The sequence below is a fragment of the Variovorax sp. W1I1 genome (assembly GCF_030815625.1).
GTDB classification, from domain to species: Bacteria; Pseudomonadota; Gammaproteobacteria; order Burkholderiales; family Burkholderiaceae_C; genus Variovorax; species Variovorax paradoxus_C.
The window spans coordinates 1,019,832-1,038,939 of sequence record NZ_JAUSWZ010000001.1 but is presented as its reverse complement, the minus strand read 5'-3'; the positions used below and the strand labels follow the sequence as shown (position 1 = coordinate 1,038,939).

The following is a 19,108-nucleotide window of genomic DNA, read 5'->3' as shown; positions in this document are numbered from 1 at the left end:
GAATGAATCAAGAAGCGCCCATTGTTTTGCGAATGGATAGTTTGATAAATTGCCATCCGGTTCGGCAATTCGAAACTCTGGGTTCTCAATATGGACAAGCTGCGCGCCATGGAAGTCTTCGTCGCGACGGTGGACGCAGGCAGCTTTGCCGCGGCCGCCGAGGCGCTCGATCTCTCGGCCGTCATGGTCGGCAAGCACATCCGCGCGCTCGAAACGCAACTGGGGGCGCGCCTGCTCGAGCGCACCACGCGGCGCCATGCGCTCACCGAAATCGGCGCCGCCTACCTGGAGCGCTGCCGCGACGTGCTCGCGAGCGTGCACACCGCCGACGGCGTGGCCGAGTCGCTGCGCGCCATGCCGCAAGGCGTGCTGCGCGTCACGGCGCCGGTGGCCTACGGCGCACACCGGCTCACCCCGGTGATCGGCGACTACATCGCCGCCTATCCGCAGGTGAAGGTGGACCTGGTGCTCAACGACCGTGTGGTCGATCTGGCCGAAGAAGGCTTCGACTGCGGCATCCGCTCGGGCGCGGCGGTCGATGAGCGCCTCATCGCGCGGCCGCTCGCATTGGCGCGCATGTTCGCGGTCGCAAGCCCCGCATGGGTCGCGCGCCACGGCCAGCCGAAGCATCCGTCGGAGCTCGAAGCCTTTCCGCTGCTGGGCTTCGCCACCTGGGGTCCGGACCATTCATGGCGCTTCACGCGCGACGGCCAGACGGTGCATGTGCCGGTGCGCGGTCCGCTCACCACCAACAACGGGCAAGCGCTGCTCGCCGCCGCAATGGCCGGCGTGGGAGTGATCGTGCAGGCCGATGCGCTGCTCGGCCCCGCCCTGGCCTCGGGCCAGGTGGTTCAGTTGCTGCCCGAGTGGCAATTGCCGACGCGCGCCGTGCACATCATTCGATTGCCCGAAGCACGGCCGAGCGCCAAGCTGCGGACCTTCGTCGACTTCGTTGTGGAGCGATTGGGCTAATTAGCGCGTCACGCGGCCCTGCACGCCCTCGGCGAGCCAGTTCATCTTCAGGATCTGCTCGTCGCTCAACTGCGCGCCCTTGGCGATGACGACATGGCCCTCGTTGTCGCGCACATCGCCCGCCACCGCACGAAACGGCTGCAGCTTGCCCGCCGCGATGTCCTGCTGCCGCGCCAGCACTTCCTGCTGCACCGCCTTGGGCACCCTGGTACCGAAGTCGCCGACGCGGATCATTCCCTCCTTCACCCCGCCCCAGAGGTTGCCGCTCTTCCAGGTGCCATCGAGCACCGCCTTCGCGCGCTGCGTGTAGTAGCCGCCCCACTGGTGCGTGACCGCGACGATCTGCGCGTCGGGCGCGATCTTGCGCATGTCGGAGTGGTACGCAATGGCCATCTTGCCGCGCTCCTGCGCCGCAGCCATCACGGCCGTGGAGCCGGTGTGGAAGGCGACGACGTCGGCGTTCTGGTTGAAGAGCGCCATGGCCGCATCGCGCTCCTTCGGCGGATCGAACCACTCGTTGAGCCACACCACGATGACCTTCGCATTCGGGTTCACCGAGCGCATGCCCAGCGTGAACGCGTTGATGCCCTGCAGCACCTCGGGAATCGGAAAGCCCGCCACATAGCCCGCGACGTTCGTCTTCGTCATGCGCCCGGCCGCGATGCCCGCGAGATAGCGGCCTTCGTAGTAGCGCGCATTGGCCGTCGCCACATTCGGCGTTTGCTTGTAGCCCGTGATCGACTCGAACTTCACATCCGGAAAATCGCGCGCCACCTTCAGCGTCGGCTCCATGTACCCGAAGCTGGGCGTGAAGATGAGCTTGTTGCCCTGCTGCGCAAGATCGCGGATCACGCGTTCGGCATCGGCGCCTTCGGCCACGTTCTCGACGAAGGTGGTCTTCACCTTCGCGCCGAGCGCCGCATCGACGGCCTTGCGGCCCTCTTCATGTTGGCGCACCCAGCCGGCATCGGTGACCGGCGTGACGTAGACGAAGCCGATCTTCAGCGGCGCACCGGGCGCCTGTGTCTGCGAAAAAGCGGGAGATAAAAAACAGGCGGTCACCCACGCCAGAACGGCGCGGCCCGCGAGGTTTTTGTACATGGTGGTCCTCTACATGGCCCCGGAAAAGCAAAAACCCGCAGTCGGCCGGGACGCCCAACTGCGGGATGCGGATTTTAGTGCGGGCGTTTTCAGGCCACCGCTGCTGCCTCCGCACTCGTGCTCTTCACGCCATAACGAGCGGCAGGCACCGAACTGGAAATCCGGCCCGACATGGCGCGCCGCGCCGCATCGAAAGCGTCCCACTCGTCCTGGCTCGGCAGCGACGGGATCGTGACTTTCTCGCCCTGGTCGAGCCCCGCGAGCGCGGCATCGACCATGTCTTCCGCGCTCATGACAATCGCGCTCGGCAAGTGCTGCACCGGCAAGCCGGCAATGCCCCAGAACTCGGTGGCGGTCGCGCCCGGCAGCACGGCCTGCACACGCACGCCCTTGTCGCCCACTTCATGCTGCAGCGACTGGCTGAGCGCGAGCACGAAGGCCTTGCTGCCGCCGTACACGCCATTGAGCGTTTCGGGCGAGACCGCCACGATGGACGCGATGTTCACCAGCGTGCCCGCACCCCGTGCCACGAAGCCCGGCACGGCCGCATAGGTCAGGCGCGTGAGCGCATTCACGTTGATCGCGATCATCTCTTCCATCTTCTCGATGTCCGAGGCGAGCAGCGGCGCGGTGGCGCCGACGCCGGCGTTGTTCACCAGCAGCGTGAGTTCGCGGTTCGTGCGGATGGCGGCTTCGACGCGCGCGATGTCTTTCTTGTCCGTGAGGTCGGCGGCGATCGTCTCGATCTTGCGGCCCGTCTCGGCCGTGAGCCTGGCGGCCAGCGCCTGCAGGCGATCGCCATTTCGCGCGACCAGCACGAGGTCGAAGCCGCGGCGGGCGAGCCGGTCGGCGTAGACGGCGCCAATGCCTGAAGAAGCGCCGGTGATGAGGGCAGTGCCCTTGGATGTCGCAGTCATTGGAGGTTCCTTTGAAAGCCGCGTTGTTGCGGCGTGAAGGTAAGTTTCCTCCGTCAGTGCGATGGCGTAAATGTCGTATAAACCTCTTTTTACGCCACTTCCGAAATTTGCCTGGCGACCCGGCGAACGGCCTGCGGCGGCTGGCCCAGCGTGCGCAGGAACGCGCGGCGCATGCGCTCGGGGTCGCCGAAGCCCGTTTCATCGGCCACCACGTTGAGCGCCAGGCCGCCCGCGTCGATCAACGCCTTCGCCGCTTCCACGCGCAGGTGCTCGACGGCCTGCGCGGGCGACTGGCCGGTTTCCGACTTGAAGGCACGGCTGAACTGGCGTGGGCTCAGGTGCGCCACCTCGGCAAGGTCTTCGACCGAGAGCGCATCGCGCAGGTTGGCGCGCGCATGCACCAGCGCCTGCTGGATGCGGTCGGACTTGGGCTCCAGCTCGAGCAGCGCCGAATACTGCGATTGCCCGCCCGCCCTGCGGTGGTAGACGACAAGGTTCTTCGCGACCATGCGTGCGGCCTCCACGCCCAGGTCTTCCTCCACCAGCGCGAGCATCAGGTCGATGCCCGCGGTCATGCCGGCCGATGTCCAGAGCGAGCCGTCGTTGATGAAGATGCGGTCCGGCTGCACCTTGGCCAGCGGATGGCGCTTCTGCAGTTCCTGCGCGAAGGCCCAGTGCGTGGTCACGCGCCGGCCGTCCAGCAGCCCCGCGTCCGCAAGACCGAATGCGCCGGTGCAGATGCTGGCAATGCGGCGCGCGTTGCGCTGGCCCGTGCGCAGCATCCTGCAAAGCCCTTCGGAGGTCGGCTCGATGGTGAGCGCGCCGGTCATCACCAGCGTGTCGAACTTCGATGCGGTCAACCGCTTCGTCTCGACGCCGATGCCCGACGAACTGGGAATGACGCCGCCGGCTTCCGACAGCAGCTCGACCTTGTAGACCGGCTGGCCCGCGTGCTTGTTGGCCAGTTCGAAGGCGGCGACGGCGGCCAGGTCGAGGATCTGGAAGCCCGGAAAAACGACGACTGCGATGCGCTTGTGCATGATGTCCTGAAAGGAGGTTTTCAATTTATTCCAGCCATAAGTTAAGTGACATCCCGCACGGCGTCAATCGACGTGCCATGCGCACCCATGCAACGCCACGATGGGTGCCGCCGCGAATCGGCAGGCGCGGATTCGGCCACGCACCCGGAGAATCCGTCCGCCCATGACGAACCCGATCACCCAAGCCAGCCACGCGCATTGGCAGCGCAACCTCGCCGTCTGCATGTTCGGCTCCTTCACCACCATCGTGGCGATGACGCTGCTGCTGCCCTTCCTGCCGCTCTACGTCGAGCAACTGGGCGTGAAGAACCATGCGGCCATCGTGCAATGGTCCGGCGTGGCCTACGGCGCCACCTTCTTCAGCGCGGCGCTGGTCGCGCCGTTGTGGGGGCGCCTGGCCGACCGCTACGGTCGCAAACCGATGCTGATCCGCGCGAGCCTGGGCATGGCGGTGGCGATGGCGCTCATCGGCATGGCGGGCAACGTGTGGCAACTGGTCGGCCTGCGTCTGCTCGCGGGCCTGCTGGGCGGCTACGCCTCGGGCTCGATGGTGCTGGTCGCCACGCAGACGCCGAAGGACCGCACCGGCTGGGCGCTCGGCACCATGTCCTCGGCCATCATGGCCGGCAACCTGGTGGGCCCGCTGGTCGGCGGCGCGCTGCCGCCGCTCATCGGCATCCGCGCGACCTTCTTCGCGGCGGGCGCGATGATCTTCGTGGCCTTTCTCGCGACCGCCTTCATGATCCGCGAAGAGAAGAAGGCACCGTCGGCCTCGAAGCACGGCGACGCCCCCGACACCGGCTGGGCCGCCATTCCCGACAAGCGCCCGCTCATCGCGATGCTCTTCACCGGCATGCTGCTGATGCTGGCCAACATGTCGATCGAGCCGATCATCACCGTCTACGTCGCCACGCTGGTCGAGGACCCGAACCGCGTGACGATGATGGCCGGCCTCGTGATGTCCGCCGCCGCGCTCGGCAGCATCCTCTCGGCCTCGCGCCTGGGCAAACTGGCCGACCGCGTGGGGCACTGGAACGTGATCGTCGGGTGCCTGGCGGTGTCGGCGCTGCTCTTGATTCCGCAGGCCTTCGTCACCTCGGGCTGGCAGCTGGTGGTGCTGCGCTTCCTGATGGGGCTCTCGCTCGGCGGGCTGCTGCCCTGCATCGCGAGCGTGATCCGCCACAACGTGCCCGAGCGCGTGGCCGGCAACATGCTCGGGTACTCGACCTCGGCGCAGTACACGGGACAGGTCGCCGGCCCGCTGCTCGGCGGCTTCGTGGGCGGACACATCGGCATGCGGGCCGTGTTCCTCGGCACCTGCGTGCTCATGGCAGCAGGCGCCGGGTGGAACTGGCTCGCGCAGCGCGCGGCATCCACTGCTGCGTCGTCGGCTACTCGCTGACGACCGCGCTGCGGTAGGCCGTGTCGGCCTTGATCTCGGCTTCGGAGAAAGGCACCTTGAGCCACTTCCCGGCGCTGTAGGCGCGGGTGTAGTCGGCGTGGTGCGTCGATGCGGGATCGTCCGACAGCGAGAACGTGAGGAAGGTGTGCGCCTCCACGCCGCCTTCAGGGAACCGCACGATCTGCATGTAGCTGTTGCCGTTCGGGTTGCCGTCCATGGTGTAGCCGCCCTTGTCGAGACGGTTTTCCGAGCAGGCGATGGTGAAGTAGCCCGGGCCGTGGCAGCCGCCATACAGAGGAATCTTCTGGCCGCCGCGCGTGGCGAACAGATAGTCGCCGCGCTGCGCATCGAGCGCGTAGCCGCTGGCTTCCACCCGCGCGACGGCCGCGCCGAAGGCCTGTTGCAGCGCTGTCGCGGCTGCGGGCTTCAGGTCGCGCGGCGTGTGGATCGGATCGCTCGCGCTGAACGGCACGTTGTAGAGCGTGGCCGAAGGCAGAAGCGCAGCGCGGCTCCAGAACTCGTCCCAGATGTGCGCGCCGCGCGCGCCGGTCACGCCGGTGTTGTTCCAGGCCTGGAGCGCCGCGCAGGCCGGGCCGGTGTCGACGTCGCGCCCGATGGCAGCACCGCCTTGCGGATCAGTTGCCACGTTGATAGTCGGTGCGGCGCACACCATGGTCAACGCCTGGTCCTTGAAGAGCTCTGCCGTCAGCACGCGGCTGTTGAGCACCATCTGCTTGACGGTGTCGGGCGTGGCCGCCTTGCCGGCGTAGTTGTCTGTGCCGTCGATCCGCCCTTGCGCGAGCAGATTGCCCAGACGCGTACGGAAACTCACGGCCTCCGTGCCCGCGGGGCCCATGATGTCCGGGTAGCCGGTCATCGGCGCCTTCGGGTTCGCGAGCCAGTAGCTGTCGTTCGAGTTCTCGACATAGTCGTCGCGCATCAGGCTGGGCATGCGCGACGCGCCGAGCGCGCCCTTCTGCGCGGAGTCGGCGTCGGTCTGCCAGTCGCATTCGCTCCTGGAGCCATCGAAGACCGGCACGCGCGGCAGCGACGGGCCGAGCGCTGCGCCCAGCGGCGTTGTGCAGTTAGTCACCTGGGTGGGCGACACATTGGGAATCGCGCCGATGTCGGCATACCAGGCCTTGGCCGCGCCTCGTCCGACAGCCACCGTGTTGACCCACGGAATGGCCGACTCCTCGCGCTGGATGGCGATGAATTCGTCGAGCGACTTCGCCTGGTTCCAGCGCAGCCAGTTCTTGAAGGTGCGGTAGTTCTCACCATTGATGTCGCGGATCGCGAAGGCGGTGGTCTGGCTCCAGCCCAGCGCCGCGTTCAGCGGGGCCAGGTTGATCATCGGCCCGTACTCCGACTTGTAGAGCGTGCGCGTCACCGGCGCCACGCTGCCATCGGCCTGCTTCACGTTGACCGTGAGGGCCAGCGCCTGCATCTTCACGGCCTTGCCGTCGCGCATGTAGCTGGTCGGGTCGCCCGCTGCGAGCTTCATCTCGAAGAAGCCGAAGCGGCGCGCCGTCGACACCGTGTGGCTCCACGCGATGTTGTCGTTGAAGCCGATCAGGATCACCGGGATGCCGAGGAACGAGGTACCGCTGATGTTGAGCTGGCCCGGAATCGTGAGCTGCGCCTGGTAGAAGCGGTCGGGCCCGCGCCAGTACCAGTGAGGGTTGCCGAAGAGCAGCGGGCTGCTGTCGCCGGTGGCGGCCGTGCCGAAGCCGATCATGTTGCTGCCCACGCCTTCGTGCCCGCCGACCTGGAGTTCGGGCACGCGCGTGCCGCCAGCCGCGAGTTGCAGCGTGCCCTTGTTGAACTTGCCGCGCGCGGCCGTCTTGGTGGGCGCCGCCGGCGCGGGTGCGATCGCGTTGGCGATGTTCGGCAGGAAGTTGCTGTAGCCGCCCGCGAGGTTGGCCGCGTACATGCGGCGGTAGATGTCCTCGGCCGTGATGGGCTTCACCCAGGCCTCGTTGCGGCAGGCCTCGTGCGCCGTGCCGCTGGCCTTTGCGTCGCGCACGTAGCGGTTGTAGCCGGCGGCAAAGCCTTCGACCAGCTGCTTCAGGTTGTCGGGCTGGGCCTCGATCATCTTCTGGAGCACATCGGCCGAGATCACATGCTTGTGGAAGAAGTCGGAGTCGATGTTCTTCGGCCGCGCGATGGTGCTGCTGGCCACGAGTTGCACATCGCCGCCGAGGTACTGCGAGCGCTCGCCGCGGTAGGTGAGGAACGAGTCGGCCATGGTGCACAAGTCGTCTTCGGCCTGCGCGAAACCGTAGCCATAGCCCACGCCGGGCCAGTTGTCGGCCTTGATGTGCGGCACGCCCATGGCGGTGCGGCGGATCTCGGCCTTGTAGCTGCCTTCGGCCGGTGGGTTGACGGGCGGATTGCCGGCAGTGGGCAGGAACGAGAACCCGTTGCCGCCACCACCACCGCCGCCGCAGGCGGTGAGCGCGGCTGCCGCGACCAATGCGAGCGGGACCAGCGGGACGAGCGAAAGCCGCGGCTTGGCGCCGCGCGAGGATGTCTGTCTCATTGATGTCTCCAGTTGATGCTCTCTTGGCGGAGCACCTTGCAGCTTAGGCAGGGAGACCGGCTGCGGCTTGAACGCAGCCGCTGTCATGCGGGCAACGCTGGTTCAATGAACGGTCGCGTCGCCCCATGCGTGCGAGGCCTGCTCGTCCGCCGTCACATGCACCTTGCTCGCGAGAAACGACGGCGGCAAGCCGAAGTAGCGCTGGAAGGTTCGGCTCATGTGGGCCGCATCGGTGAAGCCGCTGACCAGCGCCACATCGGTGAGCGGCCGGTGGCTGGTGAACTGCTGCACTGTGCGCCGCACCTTGGTCCACAGCGCATAGCGCTTGACCGACACGCCCACCTGCTCGGCGAAGAGATGCGTCAGCCTGTCGGGCGAAAGACAGGCCACGGCCGAGAGTTCCTTCAGCGAAATCTGCCCCGCGTGCGCGCGGATGGACTGCAGCACGCGCTCGATGCGCCGGTCGATCGGCGCCGCGAGCTCGGGGCATTCGGTGATCGCCTCGACCAGCTTCGCGCTGAGCGATTGCAGCCTGCGGTCGCTGAGCATGCCGCGCTGCGCGGGATCGAAGTCATCGCGCAGCTTGCCGAAGCAGCGCGCATCGATGGGCTGGATGCCGTGGCCGCCCATGCACCGCGCGAGCATGCGGTAGGCGGTGGAGGCCGGGTCGAGGTTGAGCGACAGCAGGCCGCAGCCATCGACATCGAGCCGGCGCGAGACATGCGGCGCCACCAGCGCGGCTGTGCAGCGCACGCGTGTGCCATCGACCGCCTCGAGCGTGAACGGATGGCCGCTCACCGAGGCCAGCAGCGTGGCCGACGAGCGCGCCGTGAGGCCCGACTGGATCGCCGGCGTGATGTAGAGGAACCTGTCATCCCAAAGGTGCAGGAAGTTTTGCTGCTGCTGCGTGGCCATGCCGTGTTGCTTTTGTGTTTTGTCTCCAGCGGCGGATTCTCATGGATCGGCGCGGCAGCGATACGAGGGATTGTGCTCAGTGCATTTGCACAGGGGCCACCTGCACGTGCTGGCGCACAGCCTCCAGCAGCAGCGTGGCGAGCCGGCCGACGGGCGCCTCGGCATTGGCCTGCGCGCGGTAGAGCGCCATCGACATCTGCGGCAGCGCCGGCAGGCCCACAGCCGTGCGGTCGATGGCGCGCACATGCGAAGGCAGCCCGAAAGGCGTGCGCACCGTGAGGCCGAGGCCCGCCGAACTCGCGGCCCACAAGGCCGCGAGGCTCGCGCTGGTGAACGCATGGCGCCACGGCACGCCGGCGCGGTCGAGCGTCTGGGTGACGATGTCGCGCAGCGGGCACGGCGCATCGAGCAGCACCAGCGGCAGCGGCTCCTTCGACTTGCGCGCGCCACGACCCACGCCATCGCGGCGCTCGCGCTCCTTCCACCAGGGCGCATCGAGCACGTCGCCGGATGCAGGGCCGATCCATTGCAGCGGCAGGCGCGCCACCCGTTCGGCGTGCAGCGACGGCGGTTGGTCCCCCGCATCCCACGCCAGCGCGAGGTCGAGCTTGCCGAGTTCGAGACGCTCGCGCAATTCGGCGCTGCGCGCCACGCAGGCCTCGATGCGCACCTTGGGATGCGCGCGCGCAAAGCGCCCGAGCACCGCGGGCAACAGCGTCTCGCCGAAATCTTCCTGCAGGCCCAGGCGCACCCAGCCCTCGAGGTCGGCACCGCGCATGGCGGCGCTCGCTTCTTCGTTGAGTTCGAGCATGCGGTGGGCGTAGGCCAGCAAGGTTTCGCCGGCATCGGTGAGCTCCAACCCGCGGCCGGCCTTGCGGAACAGCACGGTGCCGGCCTGCGCCTCCAGCTTCTTCAACTGCGCGCTCACTGCGGAGGTCGAGCGCCCCAGCCGGTCGGCCGCGCGGGCATAACTGCCGAGTGCGATGCCGGTGGAAAAACTGCGCAGCACGTCGAGATCGAACATCACCTGGGACATGGATTCATCCTTTTTTAATCGTCCTGATTTTCGGGACGGTTCACTCATTATTTTCTGATTTTCAAAACCTTGGCAGCGACGGAAACTTCGCCGCACCATGATCCACTCGCCTCTTTCTCCTTCGTACTCGCCCCGCCACCGCTGGAAGGTGCTGGCCGCGGGCGTGGCCGCCAACGCGGCGTTCTCCGTGGCTTTCAGCGGCATCCCGATGACGGCAGTGCTGATGCGCACCGGCTACCAGCTGGACAACGCGACGCTCGGCCTTGTGCTCGGCCTCATGGGCCTTGGCATCGCGGTTAGCGAACTGCCGTGGGGCCTTTTGACCGACCGCTGGGGTGACCGGCCGGTGCTCCTCACAGGGCTCGGCAGCACCGCCATGGCACTCGTCGCGATGGCGCTCTGGGCCGCGCCGAGCGCGCAGCACATCCCCGGCCTCGGCTGGCTTGCCGCGGGCCTGCTGCTGGTCGGCCTGCTGGGCGGCAGCGTCAATGGCGCGAGCGGCCGCGCGGTGATGACATGGTTCGACGCGAGCGAACGCGGGCTCGCGATGAGCATCCGACAGACTGCCGTGCCACTGGGCGGTGGCATCGGCGCGCTCGTGCTGCCGTTCGTCGCGCTGCACTTCGGCTTCGCGGCGCTTTACGGCCTGCTCGCGCTGCTGTGTGCGCTGAGCGCGTTGATGAGTTGGGCATGGGTACACGAACCGCCGATTGCGAAAGATGCGCCGCGTGCCCCGACAGCAGCCGAAGCCCCGAAGACCGGCCCGCTGCGCGACGCCCGCGTCTGGCGCATCGTGCTGGGCATCGGCATCCTCTGCGCGCCGCAGTTCGCGGTGCTGTCCTTCGGCACGGTGTTCCTGCACGACTTCGGCCATGCGGGCCTCGCGACCATCACGGCCACCATGGTCTTCACCCAGGTCGGCGCGATGGTGATGCGCGTGTGGAGCGGCCGCTGGACCGACCGCCGCCGCAACCGCCCCGCCTACCTGCGCGCCTGCAGCGCACTCAGCGTGCTGCTCTTCGCCGCGCTCGCGGTGCTGGTGATGGCCGCGGGCACGCACACCGCCGATTCACTGGCATTGCGCATCGCGCTGGTCGTGCTGCTGGGGGTGAGCGGCGTGTGCGTGTCGGCCTGGCACGGCGTGGCCTACACCGAGCTCGCCACGCTGGCCGGCGCGGCGCGCGCCGGCACTGCGCTGGGCATGGCGAACACCAGCGTGTTCCTGGTGTGCTTCGTCACGCCCTTCTCCATTCCGCACCTGCTCGCGCTGCAGGGCTGGCCGATGGTGTGGCTAGCGGCGAGCGCCTGCGCGCTGGTGGCGATGCCGCTGCTGGTGCCGCGGCCGGCCGTTGCCGATCAGAAGCTCGCGAAGACGGCGTTGAGCCGGTCCACGTAGGCGCGCTTGGTGGCCACGTCGATGAAGCTGCCTTCGAAGCTGTTGGCCGCGAGCTGCCAGGCGTGCTGCACCTTGAGCCCGGTGGCTTCGAAGGTCTGCGTGAAGTTCTGGTTCATGTAGCCGCCGAAGTAGGCGGGGTCGTCCGAGTTGATCGTGGCGACCAGCCCCGCATCGAGCAGCGCGCCGAGGTTGTGCTTCGAGAGGTCCGGGAACACGCAGAGCTTGAGGTTCGACAGCGGGCACACGGTGAGCGGAATGCGGTCTTGCGCGAGCCGCTTCATCAGCGCCGGGTCTTTCGCGCTCTGCACACCGTGGTCGACGCGCTCGACCTTCAGCACATCGAGCGCGCTCCACACGTACTCGGGCGGGCCTTCTTCGCCCGCATGCGCGACGAGGCGCAGGCCCAGTTCGCGGCAGCGTGCGAACACGCGCGCGAACTTCTCGGGCGGATGGCCGACCTCGCTCGAATCGAGGCCCACGCCGATGAACTTGTCACGGAACGGCAGTGCCTGCTCCAACGTTTCGAAAGCCTCTTCTTCGCTCAGGTGGCGCAGGAAGCAGAGGATGAGCGATGCGCTCACGCCTAGCTTGGGCTGCGCATCGACGCACGCGCGGTGCAGGCCATCGACCACCGTTTCCATCGCCACGCCGCGCGCCGTGTGCGTCTGCGGGTCGAAGAACATCTCGGTGTGCACCACGTTGTCGGCCGCGGCACGCTCGAGGTAGGCCCAGGCCATGTCGTAGAAGTCCTGCTCCTTCAGCAGCACGCTCGCGCCGGCGTAGTAGATGTCCAGAAAGCTCTGCAGGTTGGTGAAGGCATAGGCCTTCCGCAGGTCTTCGACGCTGGCATACGGAATGGCCACGCCGTTGCGCTGCGCGAGCGCGAAGATCAGTTCGGGCTCGAGCGAGCCTTCGATGTGCATGTGCAGCTCGGCCTTGGGCATGGCGCGCAGCAGTTCGGGGAGTCGATCGGCGGGAATGTTGTCGAAGCGCGGGTCGTAGACAGGGCGGAAGTCGGTCATGGCGTAGGGCTGTGCGTTGTGATCCCGCACAGCATAAAGGCAGGCACGGCCCGCGCCATCACCGCAAACGTATAGCCGTCAGTCGATGCCGCGGGCGGACGCCAGCGACGGGCCCGGGCAAGCACCTGACGGCCCAGTCTGTCGATGCGAAGGGCAGGAGCTCCGTATCCGGTGACGCTTCCGGCAACGCCCCGTGGCAAGCCATCGAGGTAAAGACTACCCGCGCTGGTGGAAATGAGTTTTCCCCAGCGGAGTCGCAGCGGCAACTCGACAACGCTACGCTTCGGTCCTCGACTCCAAGGACTTCCATGACCCCCACCATGCGCGCCGTCGTGCTCGATGCCCCGGGCCCGCCCGAGGCCCTGAAGATTCGCGCCCTGCCCATTCCCGTGCCAGGTCCCGCGCAGGTGCTCATCAAGGTGCGCGCCTTCGGGCTCAACCGCTCCGAGCTGCACACCCGCATCGGCCTTGCCGAGGGCGTGACCTTTCCGCGCGTGCTGGGTATCGAGGCGTGCGGCGAAGTCGCCGCGTGCCCGGGCAACGAGTTCGCGGTCGGGCAGCAGGTCGTCGCGATGATGGGCAACATGGGCCGCACCTACGACGGCGGCTATGCCGAATACACCTGCGTGCCCGTGTCGAATGTGATCGCCTTCAAGAGCACGCTGCCCTGGGACGTGGTGGGCGCGGTGCCCGAGATGCTGCAGACCGCGTACGGCTCGCTCGTGTCGGCGCTCGATGCAAAGGCGGGCCAGTCAATCCTGATCCGGGGCGGAACCTCATCGGTAGGGCTGGCCACGGCGAGCCTTGCGAAGCAACGCGGCCTGACCGTCCTTGCGACCACGCGAAACGCAGCCAAGCAGTCCGCGCTGGCCGCAGCCGGTGTCGATCATGTGCTGATCGACGACGGTGCCGTGGCGCCGCAGGTCCGCAAGCTTTTCCCGGAAGGGGTCGATCTCGCCCTTGAATTGGTCGGAACGCCCACGCTGCCCGACACCCTGCGCGCATTGCGCCGGCGCGGTGTCGCGTGCTTCACGGGCATGCTGTCGAATGAGTGGACCGTCAAGGATTTCTACCCGATCGGCTATCTGCCCGATGCGGTGAGGCTGTGCGCCTATTCGGGCGAGGCGGCGGACCTGCCGTCATCCGTCCTGCAGGGCTATCTCGACGATGTGGCGTCGGGCAAGCTTTCCGTTCCCATCGACAAGACCTATGCGTTCGACGACATCGCCGAAGCGCACAGGGCGATGGAGCAGAACGAGGCCAAGGGCAAGCTGGTGGTCGTGATCTAGCGCGCGCTCAACGCGGATACCCGATCTCGGCGATGTCATCGGCGAGCGACGCCAGATCGATATCGGGATTGAGCCGCCGAACGAGTTCCACGCTGAGCGGCTCGTGGCGGTAGATCGCGGCGACCTCGCCCACGTCGACATCGCGCTCGTAGTACTCGCCGGCGAACGCTGCGTATTGCTCGGGGCGCCCCGCAAGAATTCCGAGCAAATCAGCCGATCCATCGGGGTCTTCCCCCGCCGGAAGTTCGACATTTCCGCAGGACCAGTGTTCGTCGTCGCTCAGGCGCCAGATGCAGAACGTGCTGTCGTGGGTGGCGAATGCGGGCTCGTGCAAGAGGTTCGCGTGGAACGCCGAAGGCAGGCCCTCGAAGATCGCGGGCTGCGGATTGCCGTGCCTGAAAATCGGCGCCTCATGCGCAAGGCCATGGATGGCGGCACCCGCCGCGCAGAAGATGGCGAACCAGTGGTCCCCCGAGCCATTACGCATCGAGGCCATCATCCCGCCATCCGACCACGCCTGGTTGAACGAGTAGTAGCGGTACTCCCACTCCGGCGACAGGATGGCGTCGAGCATGGCGAGCGATTGCGTCAGCCGCTTCAGTTCCTGGATGCCCGGGAGCGGCTTCAGGTTCTTCGTCGAAAGGGTCATGGTGCTCCTCGTTGTCATTGTTCATTCAGTTCGATCTGCGCGTGACGGTTCATCGGGGGCGGCCGCGCCGGGTCGAATGGCAGTTCGCTACCTGGATGCATGGCGCCCTTCGCCATCGCCACCATCGCGATAGCGCTGTGGCGTCACACCATGCTGCCGCGCGAACGCACGCTGCAGTGCGTCGACCGACCCGAAACCGCTGCGCGCTGCGATGCGCTCCTGCGGCCACTCCGTCTGCCGCAGCAACTGCGCCGCCGCCGCCACGCGCGTCTGCTCGACGAACCGCGCTGGCGTGCATCCTGTTTCAGCCGCGAATGCGCGCGCAAAATTCCGCGGGCTCATCTGCACCCGCTCGGCCAGCAGCTCGACCGACAGCGCCTCTTGCGGATGCGTGCCGATCCACGCCACCAGCTCGCGCAACCGATGGCTCGCCGCGCCTTGCGCCTGCAGCGCCTGGCTCAGCTGCGGTTGCTCCGCACCGCGCAGCATCGGCAGCGCGAGCGTGCGGGCGATGTCCATCGACACGCCATGGCCGAGGTCGTCTTCGACCAGCGCCAGCGCCAGCTCGATGCCGGTCGTGACACCGGCCGATGTCCACACCGGACCATCGCGCACATAGATGCGTTCGCGCTGCACGCGCGTCTGCGGCCGCAGCGCCTGCAGCTGGTCGCACCAGCGCCAGTGCGTGGTGGCCGCGCGGCCGTCGAGCAGGCCCGCCGCCGCGAGTGCGAAGGCGCCGCTGCACACGCTCGCGACGCGGCGGATGCCCGGTGCGGCGTCTTTCAGCCACGCGCCGATGCGGTGCTCGACGATCGCCTCGCGCACCGCGGGCTCGTCGCCACCGGCCACGATCAGCGTGTCGATGGTGGCGGGCAACTGCTGCAGCGCCAGCGTGCCGCCGAACTGCAATCCGCCATTCGTCGATACCGTACCGCCTCCGGGCGATGCGATGTGCAGGCGGTAGGTGCCGGGGCGCATCTCCTCGGCCTTGCTGAACACGCTGGAAGGGCCGGCGGCATCGAGCACCTCGACGCCGTCGAACACGACCAGCACGACGTTGCTGGCAGGAACCGCGGTGTCTTCGTCCTTGTGGGTCGGGATCGGCATTCTTAATCTCTGGGCATCGTCAGGTTGACAGGAGAACAGAGCCATGTGGAGAGCGGTGTGGGCGCTGATCGGCGCCAGTATTGCAGCGTTTGCCCTCGCAGGATGCGGCGCAGGCGCGCCACTGCCGCCCGCGCCGGCCGACGCCTCCGCGAGGGAGCGCGAGCAGCAGGCCTTCGTCGAAGCCCTGAAACCGCGTCGCGCTGGCAGGCCGGTGGTCGCCGTGCTCGCATTGAACGAAGGCACCGAGACAACCGATCTGCTGTTGCCGCACGCAGTGCTGCAGCGCGCCAACCTGGCCGATGTGCGGATCGTCGCGCCGAAGAGCGGCCCGGTGACCCTGTACCCCGCGCTGCAGGTCGATGGCGCACAGGACTTCGCAAGCTTCGATCGTGCGCATCCCTCGGGTCCGGACTACGTGATCGTGCCGGCGATGATCGTCGAAGACGATCCAGCGGTGGCGGCCTGGCTGAAGCAGCAGGCGGCACGGGGCGCGCGGGTGATCGGCGTCTGCTCGGGCGCACTGGTGATCGGCCATGCCGGGCTGCTAGATGGGCGGCGTTTCGCAGGCCACTGGTACGACCGCAAGACGCTGCTGAAGCGGCACCCCGGTACGACCCATGTGCCGCATCAACGCTACGTGATGGACCGCGATGTCGCGACCACCACCGGCATCACCGCCTCGGTGCCGACGATGCTGGCGCTGGTCGAGGCGATCGGCGGGCCGGAGAAGGCGAAGTCGATGGCCAACGAACTGGGCGTGGCTTCGTGGAGCCCCGAACACGACAGTGCACCCTTCGGCCTGAACATGAAGCGCGGCAGCAGCTACCTGCTCAACAAGGCCGCGTTCTGGCGCGGCGAGCAGGGACAAATCGAAGTGCGGAACGGCACCGACGACATTGCGCTTGCGCTGGCGGCGGATGCGTGGACGCGCACGGGGCATATGAAAGTCGATGCTGCGTCCGCGTCTGCGTCCGGGGCGGTCACGTTGCGCAGCGGCCTCGTGCTCGTTACGCAGCCAGCTCGCGAAAAATCGACCCGCCTGCTGCTGACTTCCTCGCTCAAGCCGGTTCAGCAACTGGACCGCACGCTGTGCGAGATTGCCGCGCGCCATGGCGAGGCACGGCGTGACTGGGTTATGCAGGAGATGGAGTACCCGGGGCCAGCCGCGGCAATTTGCGCAGGCTGATTGCGCTCGCGTGGTCCGAGCGGCGGAGGCCAATGAAAGCGAGCCCATCTAACATCGCGGCTGGCTCACTTGCCCTCAGCCCACATGACCTCTTTCGATTTCGAAACGCTCCGCGTCCAGATTCGCGATGCCGCCCGCCACGCCTTCGGCACGCTGCGTGCCGCGCAACCGAACGAGCGGTTCTATGCGATGGCCCTCTACACCGACGACGGCGCGATGACGGTCTGCCCGAGCGCCAACAGCGAGGAGGCTTTTCAACGCATCCTGCTGGACGGCGAATTCACCGACCCCGCCGATGTCGCATATGCCCGCTGGGGCACTGCGGAGTGGGCCTACGAAGCCGTGCACGCGGAGCGGTTCGACGCACCGTGCAAGCGTCTGAGCACCCATCTATTGACGCTGGACGACGACCGTGCCTTCGGTGCCTTCCGCTCGCGACTGCACGACACGATGGTCCAGGCACTGGCCGATCTGGACCAGGAAGGTTTCTTCGGCGCGGGGGCCGACAGGCAGGCGCTGACCCTGTTTTGCAGCATCTCGGATTCCGACGAAGCCGAAGCGTTGGAGGACCGGTCGGCCGAGCAGCTGAATCCGCCTGCGGTGTTCGCTGCCTTCAAGAAGCGCTGGGACGTCTCCCCTGCCTGAGTCGCTGCCCCATGGCCGCGCTCAATCGACGCGGATGTTCCGAGCTTTCACCAACGCGCTCACCCGCCCCGTCTCGTCCTGCACGAACTTCGCAAACGCCTCGGGCGTGGTGCCCGCCGGCTCCAGGCCGAACTGCAGCAGCTTCTGCTTCACGGTGGGATCGTTCACCGCCGCCTGCACCGCCTTGCCCAGCCGCTGAACGACATCGGCCGGCGTGCCCTTGGGCAGGAACACGCCGTTCCACTCGACCACGTTGTAGCCCGGCAGGCCCGACTCGGCGAGCGTGGGCGTGTCGGGCAACCCGTTCACGCGCTTGCTTGAGCTCACGGCCAGCGCGCGCAGCTTGCCCGACTTCACATAGCCCAGCGTCGAGGCCACGTTGCCGAAGTACGCCGACACCTGCTCGCCCATCACATCGGTCAGCGCCGGTGCGCCGCCCTTGTAGGGCACGTGCATCAGGTTGACCTTCGCCTGCTCGTTCAGCGCCTCGCCCGCCAGATGCGAGCCGGTGCCGCCGCCGGCCGAGGCGAAGCTGAGCTTGCCGGGGTTCTTGCGCGCGAAGTCGAGGAACTCGGCCACCGTCTTGTACGGCGCGGTGGCGGGCACGACGAGGATCTGTGGCGCGGTGGCCACCAGCGAGACGGGAATGAAATCCTTCGCCGCATCGAACGGCAGCTTGCGCAGCGACGGGTTCACCGAGAACGCCGAGGCGTCGTAGAGCACGGTGTAGCCATCGGCCGGGGCCTTCGCCACGTTGTCCTCGCCGATCACGCCGCCTGCGCCTGGCTTGTTGTCAATGACGATCTGCTGGCCAAGCGCAGTGCTCATGTGCTGCGCGACGACGCGCGCGGTGTTGTCGGCGCCGCCGCCCGCGGCGTACGGCACGACCATGCGGATGGGCTTGTCGGGCCATGCAGCCCAGCCGAGCAGCGGAGTGCACGCGGCCAGCGCGGCGATGAATTTCAGGAGGCGTCTCTTCGTCATTTTTCAGGTGTCTCGGTCTTTGTCGTCATTTCATGAAAGTCGTAGAGCAGCGCCGGGTTGTCGACCAGCACGCGATGGCGCGTGGCCGCGTCGGGCACCCATTGGCTCAACAGGTCGAACAGCGCCGCGTCGTCGGGCTTGGCGATGGGCTCGGTGGGATGCGGCCAGTCGCTGCCCCACACCACGCGTTCGGGGGCCTGGCGGACCCAGGCCTGCGCGATGGACGTCGTGTCGGCGTAGCCGCCCGCGGCGCCCGCCTTCGAGTCGAGGTAGGGGCCGGACAGCTTGATCCATGTGCGGCCGTTCTCGCGCAGCCGGCTGACCACATCGAACGCAGGATGCGACAGCGCATCGGGCAACGGCAGGCGCGAAAGATGGTCGAAGACGATCGTGCACGGCAGCCGCGCGAGCAGGTCCGCATGCGCCGCGATCTGATCGGCGCTCCAGTGCAGTTGCACATGCCAGCCGAGCGCATGGACTCGCTGCGCGAGCGGCTCGACCATCGAGAAATCAGTCGCCGCGTTGGCCTGCGTGTAGAGCGTGAAGCGGATGCCGCGAATGCCGCCTGCGTGCAGCCATTCGAGTTCGGCATCGCTTACGTCGGGGCAAACCACTGCGATGCCGCGCGTGTTCTCGGCACCGAGCGCACAAATGGCGGCTAGCGTCACGCTGTTGTCGGTGCCATGCACGCGCGGCTGTACGACGACCGTTCGCTGCGTGCCGATGCGTTGCTGCAGCAGGCGATAGTCGTCGGCCGTGGCCTTGTCGACCATCGCGTCGGGCGAGCCATGCAGCGCGAAGCTGCGGTCGTAGATGTGCATGTGCGCATCGCACGCGCCCTCCGGCGCCACGCCGGCGGGTCGGCGCGCTCCGCTGCTGTTGGGGTAGCTGACGTCCATGCGCGT

17 protein-coding genes are annotated in these 19,108 nt (G+C 67.5%); 6 read left to right on the top strand and 11 right to left on the bottom strand.

Annotated features, from left to right (window positions below):
* The first annotated feature begins 90 nt into the window (after positions 1–90).
* The gene (locus QFZ83_RS04925; protein ID WP_307503297.1) at positions 91–972 is read left to right on the top strand and encodes a LysR family transcriptional regulator; all 882 of its coding nucleotides are present in this window, start codon (positions 91–93) and stop codon (positions 970–972) included.
* On the opposite strand, the gene QFZ83_RS04920 is transcribed toward QFZ83_RS04925, so the two are convergent.
* The 3 genes from QFZ83_RS04920 to QFZ83_RS04910 form a co-directional block, all read right to left on the bottom strand.
* Positions 973–2,073 carry a BMP family ABC transporter substrate-binding protein gene (locus tag QFZ83_RS04920; protein ID WP_307503294.1) on the bottom strand — a complete coding sequence of 367 codons (1,101 nt, stop codon included), beginning with the start codon at positions 2,071–2,073 and terminating at the stop codon, positions 973–975.
* Between the two features lie 89 nt (positions 2,074–2,162).
* A complete protein-coding gene (locus QFZ83_RS04915) occupies positions 2,163–2,990 on the bottom strand; it encodes an SDR family oxidoreductase (RefSeq protein ID WP_307503291.1) in 828 nt (275 codons plus the stop codon).
* Positions 2,991–3,079: 89 nt separating this feature from the next.
* Positions 3,080–4,030: a GlxA family transcriptional regulator gene (locus QFZ83_RS04910; protein ID WP_307512634.1), complete on the bottom strand. Its 951-nt coding sequence runs from the start codon at positions 4,028–4,030 to the stop codon at positions 3,080–3,082.
* A 163-nt stretch (positions 4,031–4,193) separates the two neighbouring features.
* On the opposite strand from QFZ83_RS04910, the gene QFZ83_RS04905 reads away from it, so the two are divergent.
* Entirely contained in the window at positions 4,194–5,432 is a 1,239-nt protein-coding gene (locus QFZ83_RS04905; RefSeq protein ID WP_307503288.1) for an MFS transporter, read from the top strand.
* On the opposite strand, the gene QFZ83_RS04900 is transcribed toward QFZ83_RS04905, so the two are convergent.
* The 3 genes from QFZ83_RS04900 to QFZ83_RS04890 all read right to left on the bottom strand — a co-directional run bounded on the left by QFZ83_RS04900 (position 5,422) and on the right by QFZ83_RS04890 (position 9,925).
* Complete coding sequence (locus QFZ83_RS04900; protein ID WP_307503287.1) at positions 5,422–7,974, bottom strand: penicillin acylase family protein; 2,553 nt, start codon at positions 7,972–7,974, stop codon at positions 5,422–5,424. The two genes, QFZ83_RS04905 and QFZ83_RS04900, sit on opposite strands and share 11 nt — an antisense overlap.
* Positions 7,975–8,076: 102 nt before the next feature.
* Entirely contained in the window at positions 8,077–8,889 is an 813-nt protein-coding gene (locus QFZ83_RS04895) for a helix-turn-helix domain-containing protein (protein WP_307503285.1), read from the bottom strand.
* Positions 8,890–8,965: 76 nt separating this feature from the next.
* Positions 8,966–9,925, bottom strand: coding sequence for a LysR substrate-binding domain-containing protein (locus tag QFZ83_RS04890; protein ID WP_307503282.1), 960 nt, complete (start codon positions 9,923–9,925; stop codon positions 8,966–8,968).
* Positions 9,926–10,022: 97 nt separating this feature from the next.
* Between QFZ83_RS04890 and QFZ83_RS04885 the strand changes: the two genes are divergently transcribed.
* Positions 10,023–11,321, top strand: a complete 1,299-nt coding sequence (locus QFZ83_RS04885; RefSeq protein ID WP_306880645.1) for an MFS transporter — start codon at positions 10,023–10,025, stop codon at positions 11,319–11,321.
* On the opposite strand, the gene QFZ83_RS04880 is transcribed toward QFZ83_RS04885, so the two are convergent.
* A complete protein-coding gene (locus QFZ83_RS04880) occupies positions 11,282–12,343 on the bottom strand; it encodes an adenosine deaminase (RefSeq protein ID WP_307503280.1) in 1,062 nt (353 codons plus the stop codon). The genes QFZ83_RS04885 and QFZ83_RS04880 overlap by 40 nt on opposite strands.
* 308 nt (positions 12,344–12,651) lie before the next feature.
* Here QFZ83_RS04880 and QFZ83_RS04875 point away from each other — a divergent pair, with 308 nt between their 5' ends.
* The gene (locus tag QFZ83_RS04875; RefSeq protein ID WP_307503278.1) at positions 12,652–13,632 is read left to right on the top strand and encodes a zinc-binding alcohol dehydrogenase family protein; all 981 of its coding nucleotides are present in this window, start codon (positions 12,652–12,654) and stop codon (positions 13,630–13,632) included.
* 7 nt (positions 13,633–13,639) lie between these two features.
* Here the strand turns inward: QFZ83_RS04875 and QFZ83_RS04870 are convergent, their stop codons facing one another.
* Together QFZ83_RS04870 and QFZ83_RS04865 are read right to left on the bottom strand one after the other, a co-directional pair.
* On the bottom strand, positions 13,640–14,281 hold the full coding sequence (locus QFZ83_RS04870; RefSeq protein WP_307503275.1) for a hypothetical protein: 642 nt from the start codon (positions 14,279–14,281) through the stop codon (positions 13,640–13,642).
* Between the two features lie 87 nt (positions 14,282–14,368).
* On the bottom strand, positions 14,369–15,388 hold the full coding sequence (locus tag QFZ83_RS04865) for a GlxA family transcriptional regulator (RefSeq protein ID WP_307503272.1): 1,020 nt from the start codon (positions 15,386–15,388) through the stop codon (positions 14,369–14,371).
* A 43-nt stretch (positions 15,389–15,431) separates the two neighbouring features.
* On the opposite strand from QFZ83_RS04865, the gene QFZ83_RS04860 reads away from it, so the two are divergent.
* Together QFZ83_RS04860 and QFZ83_RS04855 are read left to right on the top strand one after the other, a co-directional pair.
* Positions 15,432–16,574, top strand: coding sequence for a DJ-1/PfpI family protein (locus QFZ83_RS04860; protein WP_307503269.1), 1,143 nt, complete (start codon positions 15,432–15,434; stop codon positions 16,572–16,574).
* Positions 16,575–16,658: 84 nt separating this feature from the next.
* A complete protein-coding gene (locus QFZ83_RS04855) occupies positions 16,659–17,219 on the top strand; it encodes a DUF4303 domain-containing protein (RefSeq protein ID WP_307503267.1) in 561 nt (186 codons plus the stop codon).
* A 21-nt stretch (positions 17,220–17,240) separates the two neighbouring features.
* Here the strand turns inward: QFZ83_RS04855 and QFZ83_RS04850 are convergent, their stop codons facing one another.
* Together QFZ83_RS04850 and QFZ83_RS04845 are read right to left on the bottom strand one after the other, a co-directional pair.
* A complete protein-coding gene (locus tag QFZ83_RS04850) occupies positions 17,241–18,203 on the bottom strand; it encodes a tripartite tricarboxylate transporter substrate binding protein (protein ID WP_307503264.1) in 963 nt (320 codons plus the stop codon).
* Entirely contained in the window at positions 18,200–19,102 is a 903-nt protein-coding gene (locus tag QFZ83_RS04845) for an amidohydrolase (protein WP_307503262.1), read from the bottom strand. The genes QFZ83_RS04850 and QFZ83_RS04845 overlap by 4 nt, the downstream gene beginning before the upstream one ends.
* Positions 19,103–19,108: the final 6 nt, after the last annotated feature.

Bases quoted from the DNA above. Each gene is read 5' to 3' on its own strand.
- QFZ83_RS04925 (WP_307503297.1), top strand. From the start codon at position 91: ATGGACAAGCTGCGCGCCATGGAAGTCTTCGTCGCGACGGTGGACGCA.
- QFZ83_RS04920 (WP_307503294.1), bottom strand. From the start codon at position 2,073: ATGTACAAAAACCTCGCGGGCCGCGCCGTTCTGGCGTGGGTGACCGCC.
- QFZ83_RS04915 (WP_307503291.1), bottom strand. From the start codon at position 2,990: ATGACTGCGACATCCAAGGGCACTGCCCTCATCACCGGCGCTTCTTCA.
- QFZ83_RS04910 (WP_307512634.1), bottom strand. From the start codon at position 4,030: ATGCACAAGCGCATCGCAGTCGTCGTTTTTCCGGGCTTCCAGATCCTC.
- QFZ83_RS04905 (WP_307503288.1), top strand. From the start codon at position 4,194: ATGACGAACCCGATCACCCAAGCCAGCCACGCGCATTGGCAGCGCAAC.
- QFZ83_RS04900 (WP_307503287.1), bottom strand. From the start codon at position 7,974: ATGAGACAGACATCCTCGCGCGGCGCCAAGCCGCGGCTTTCGCTCGTC.
- QFZ83_RS04895 (WP_307503285.1), bottom strand. From the start codon at position 8,889: ATGGCCACGCAGCAGCAGCAAAACTTCCTGCACCTTTGGGATGACAGG.
- QFZ83_RS04890 (WP_307503282.1), bottom strand. From the start codon at position 9,925: ATGTCCCAGGTGATGTTCGATCTCGACGTGCTGCGCAGTTTTTCCACC.
- QFZ83_RS04885 (WP_306880645.1), top strand. From the start codon at position 10,023: ATGATCCACTCGCCTCTTTCTCCTTCGTACTCGCCCCGCCACCGCTGG.
- QFZ83_RS04880 (WP_307503280.1), bottom strand. From the start codon at position 12,343: ATGACCGACTTCCGCCCTGTCTACGACCCGCGCTTCGACAACATTCCC.
- QFZ83_RS04875 (WP_307503278.1), top strand. From the start codon at position 12,652: ATGACCCCCACCATGCGCGCCGTCGTGCTCGATGCCCCGGGCCCGCCC.
- QFZ83_RS04870 (WP_307503275.1), bottom strand. From the start codon at position 14,281: ATGACCCTTTCGACGAAGAACCTGAAGCCGCTCCCGGGCATCCAGGAA.
- QFZ83_RS04865 (WP_307503272.1), bottom strand. From the start codon at position 15,388: ATGCCGATCCCGACCCACAAGGACGAAGACACCGCGGTTCCTGCCAGC.
- QFZ83_RS04860 (WP_307503269.1), top strand. From the start codon at position 15,432: ATGTGGAGAGCGGTGTGGGCGCTGATCGGCGCCAGTATTGCAGCGTTT.
- QFZ83_RS04855 (WP_307503267.1), top strand. From the start codon at position 16,659: ATGACCTCTTTCGATTTCGAAACGCTCCGCGTCCAGATTCGCGATGCC.
- QFZ83_RS04850 (WP_307503264.1), bottom strand. From the start codon at position 18,203: ATGACGAAGAGACGCCTCCTGAAATTCATCGCCGCGCTGGCCGCGTGC.
- QFZ83_RS04845 (WP_307503262.1), bottom strand. From the start codon at position 19,102: ATGGACGTCAGCTACCCCAACAGCAGCGGAGCGCGCCGACCCGCCGGC.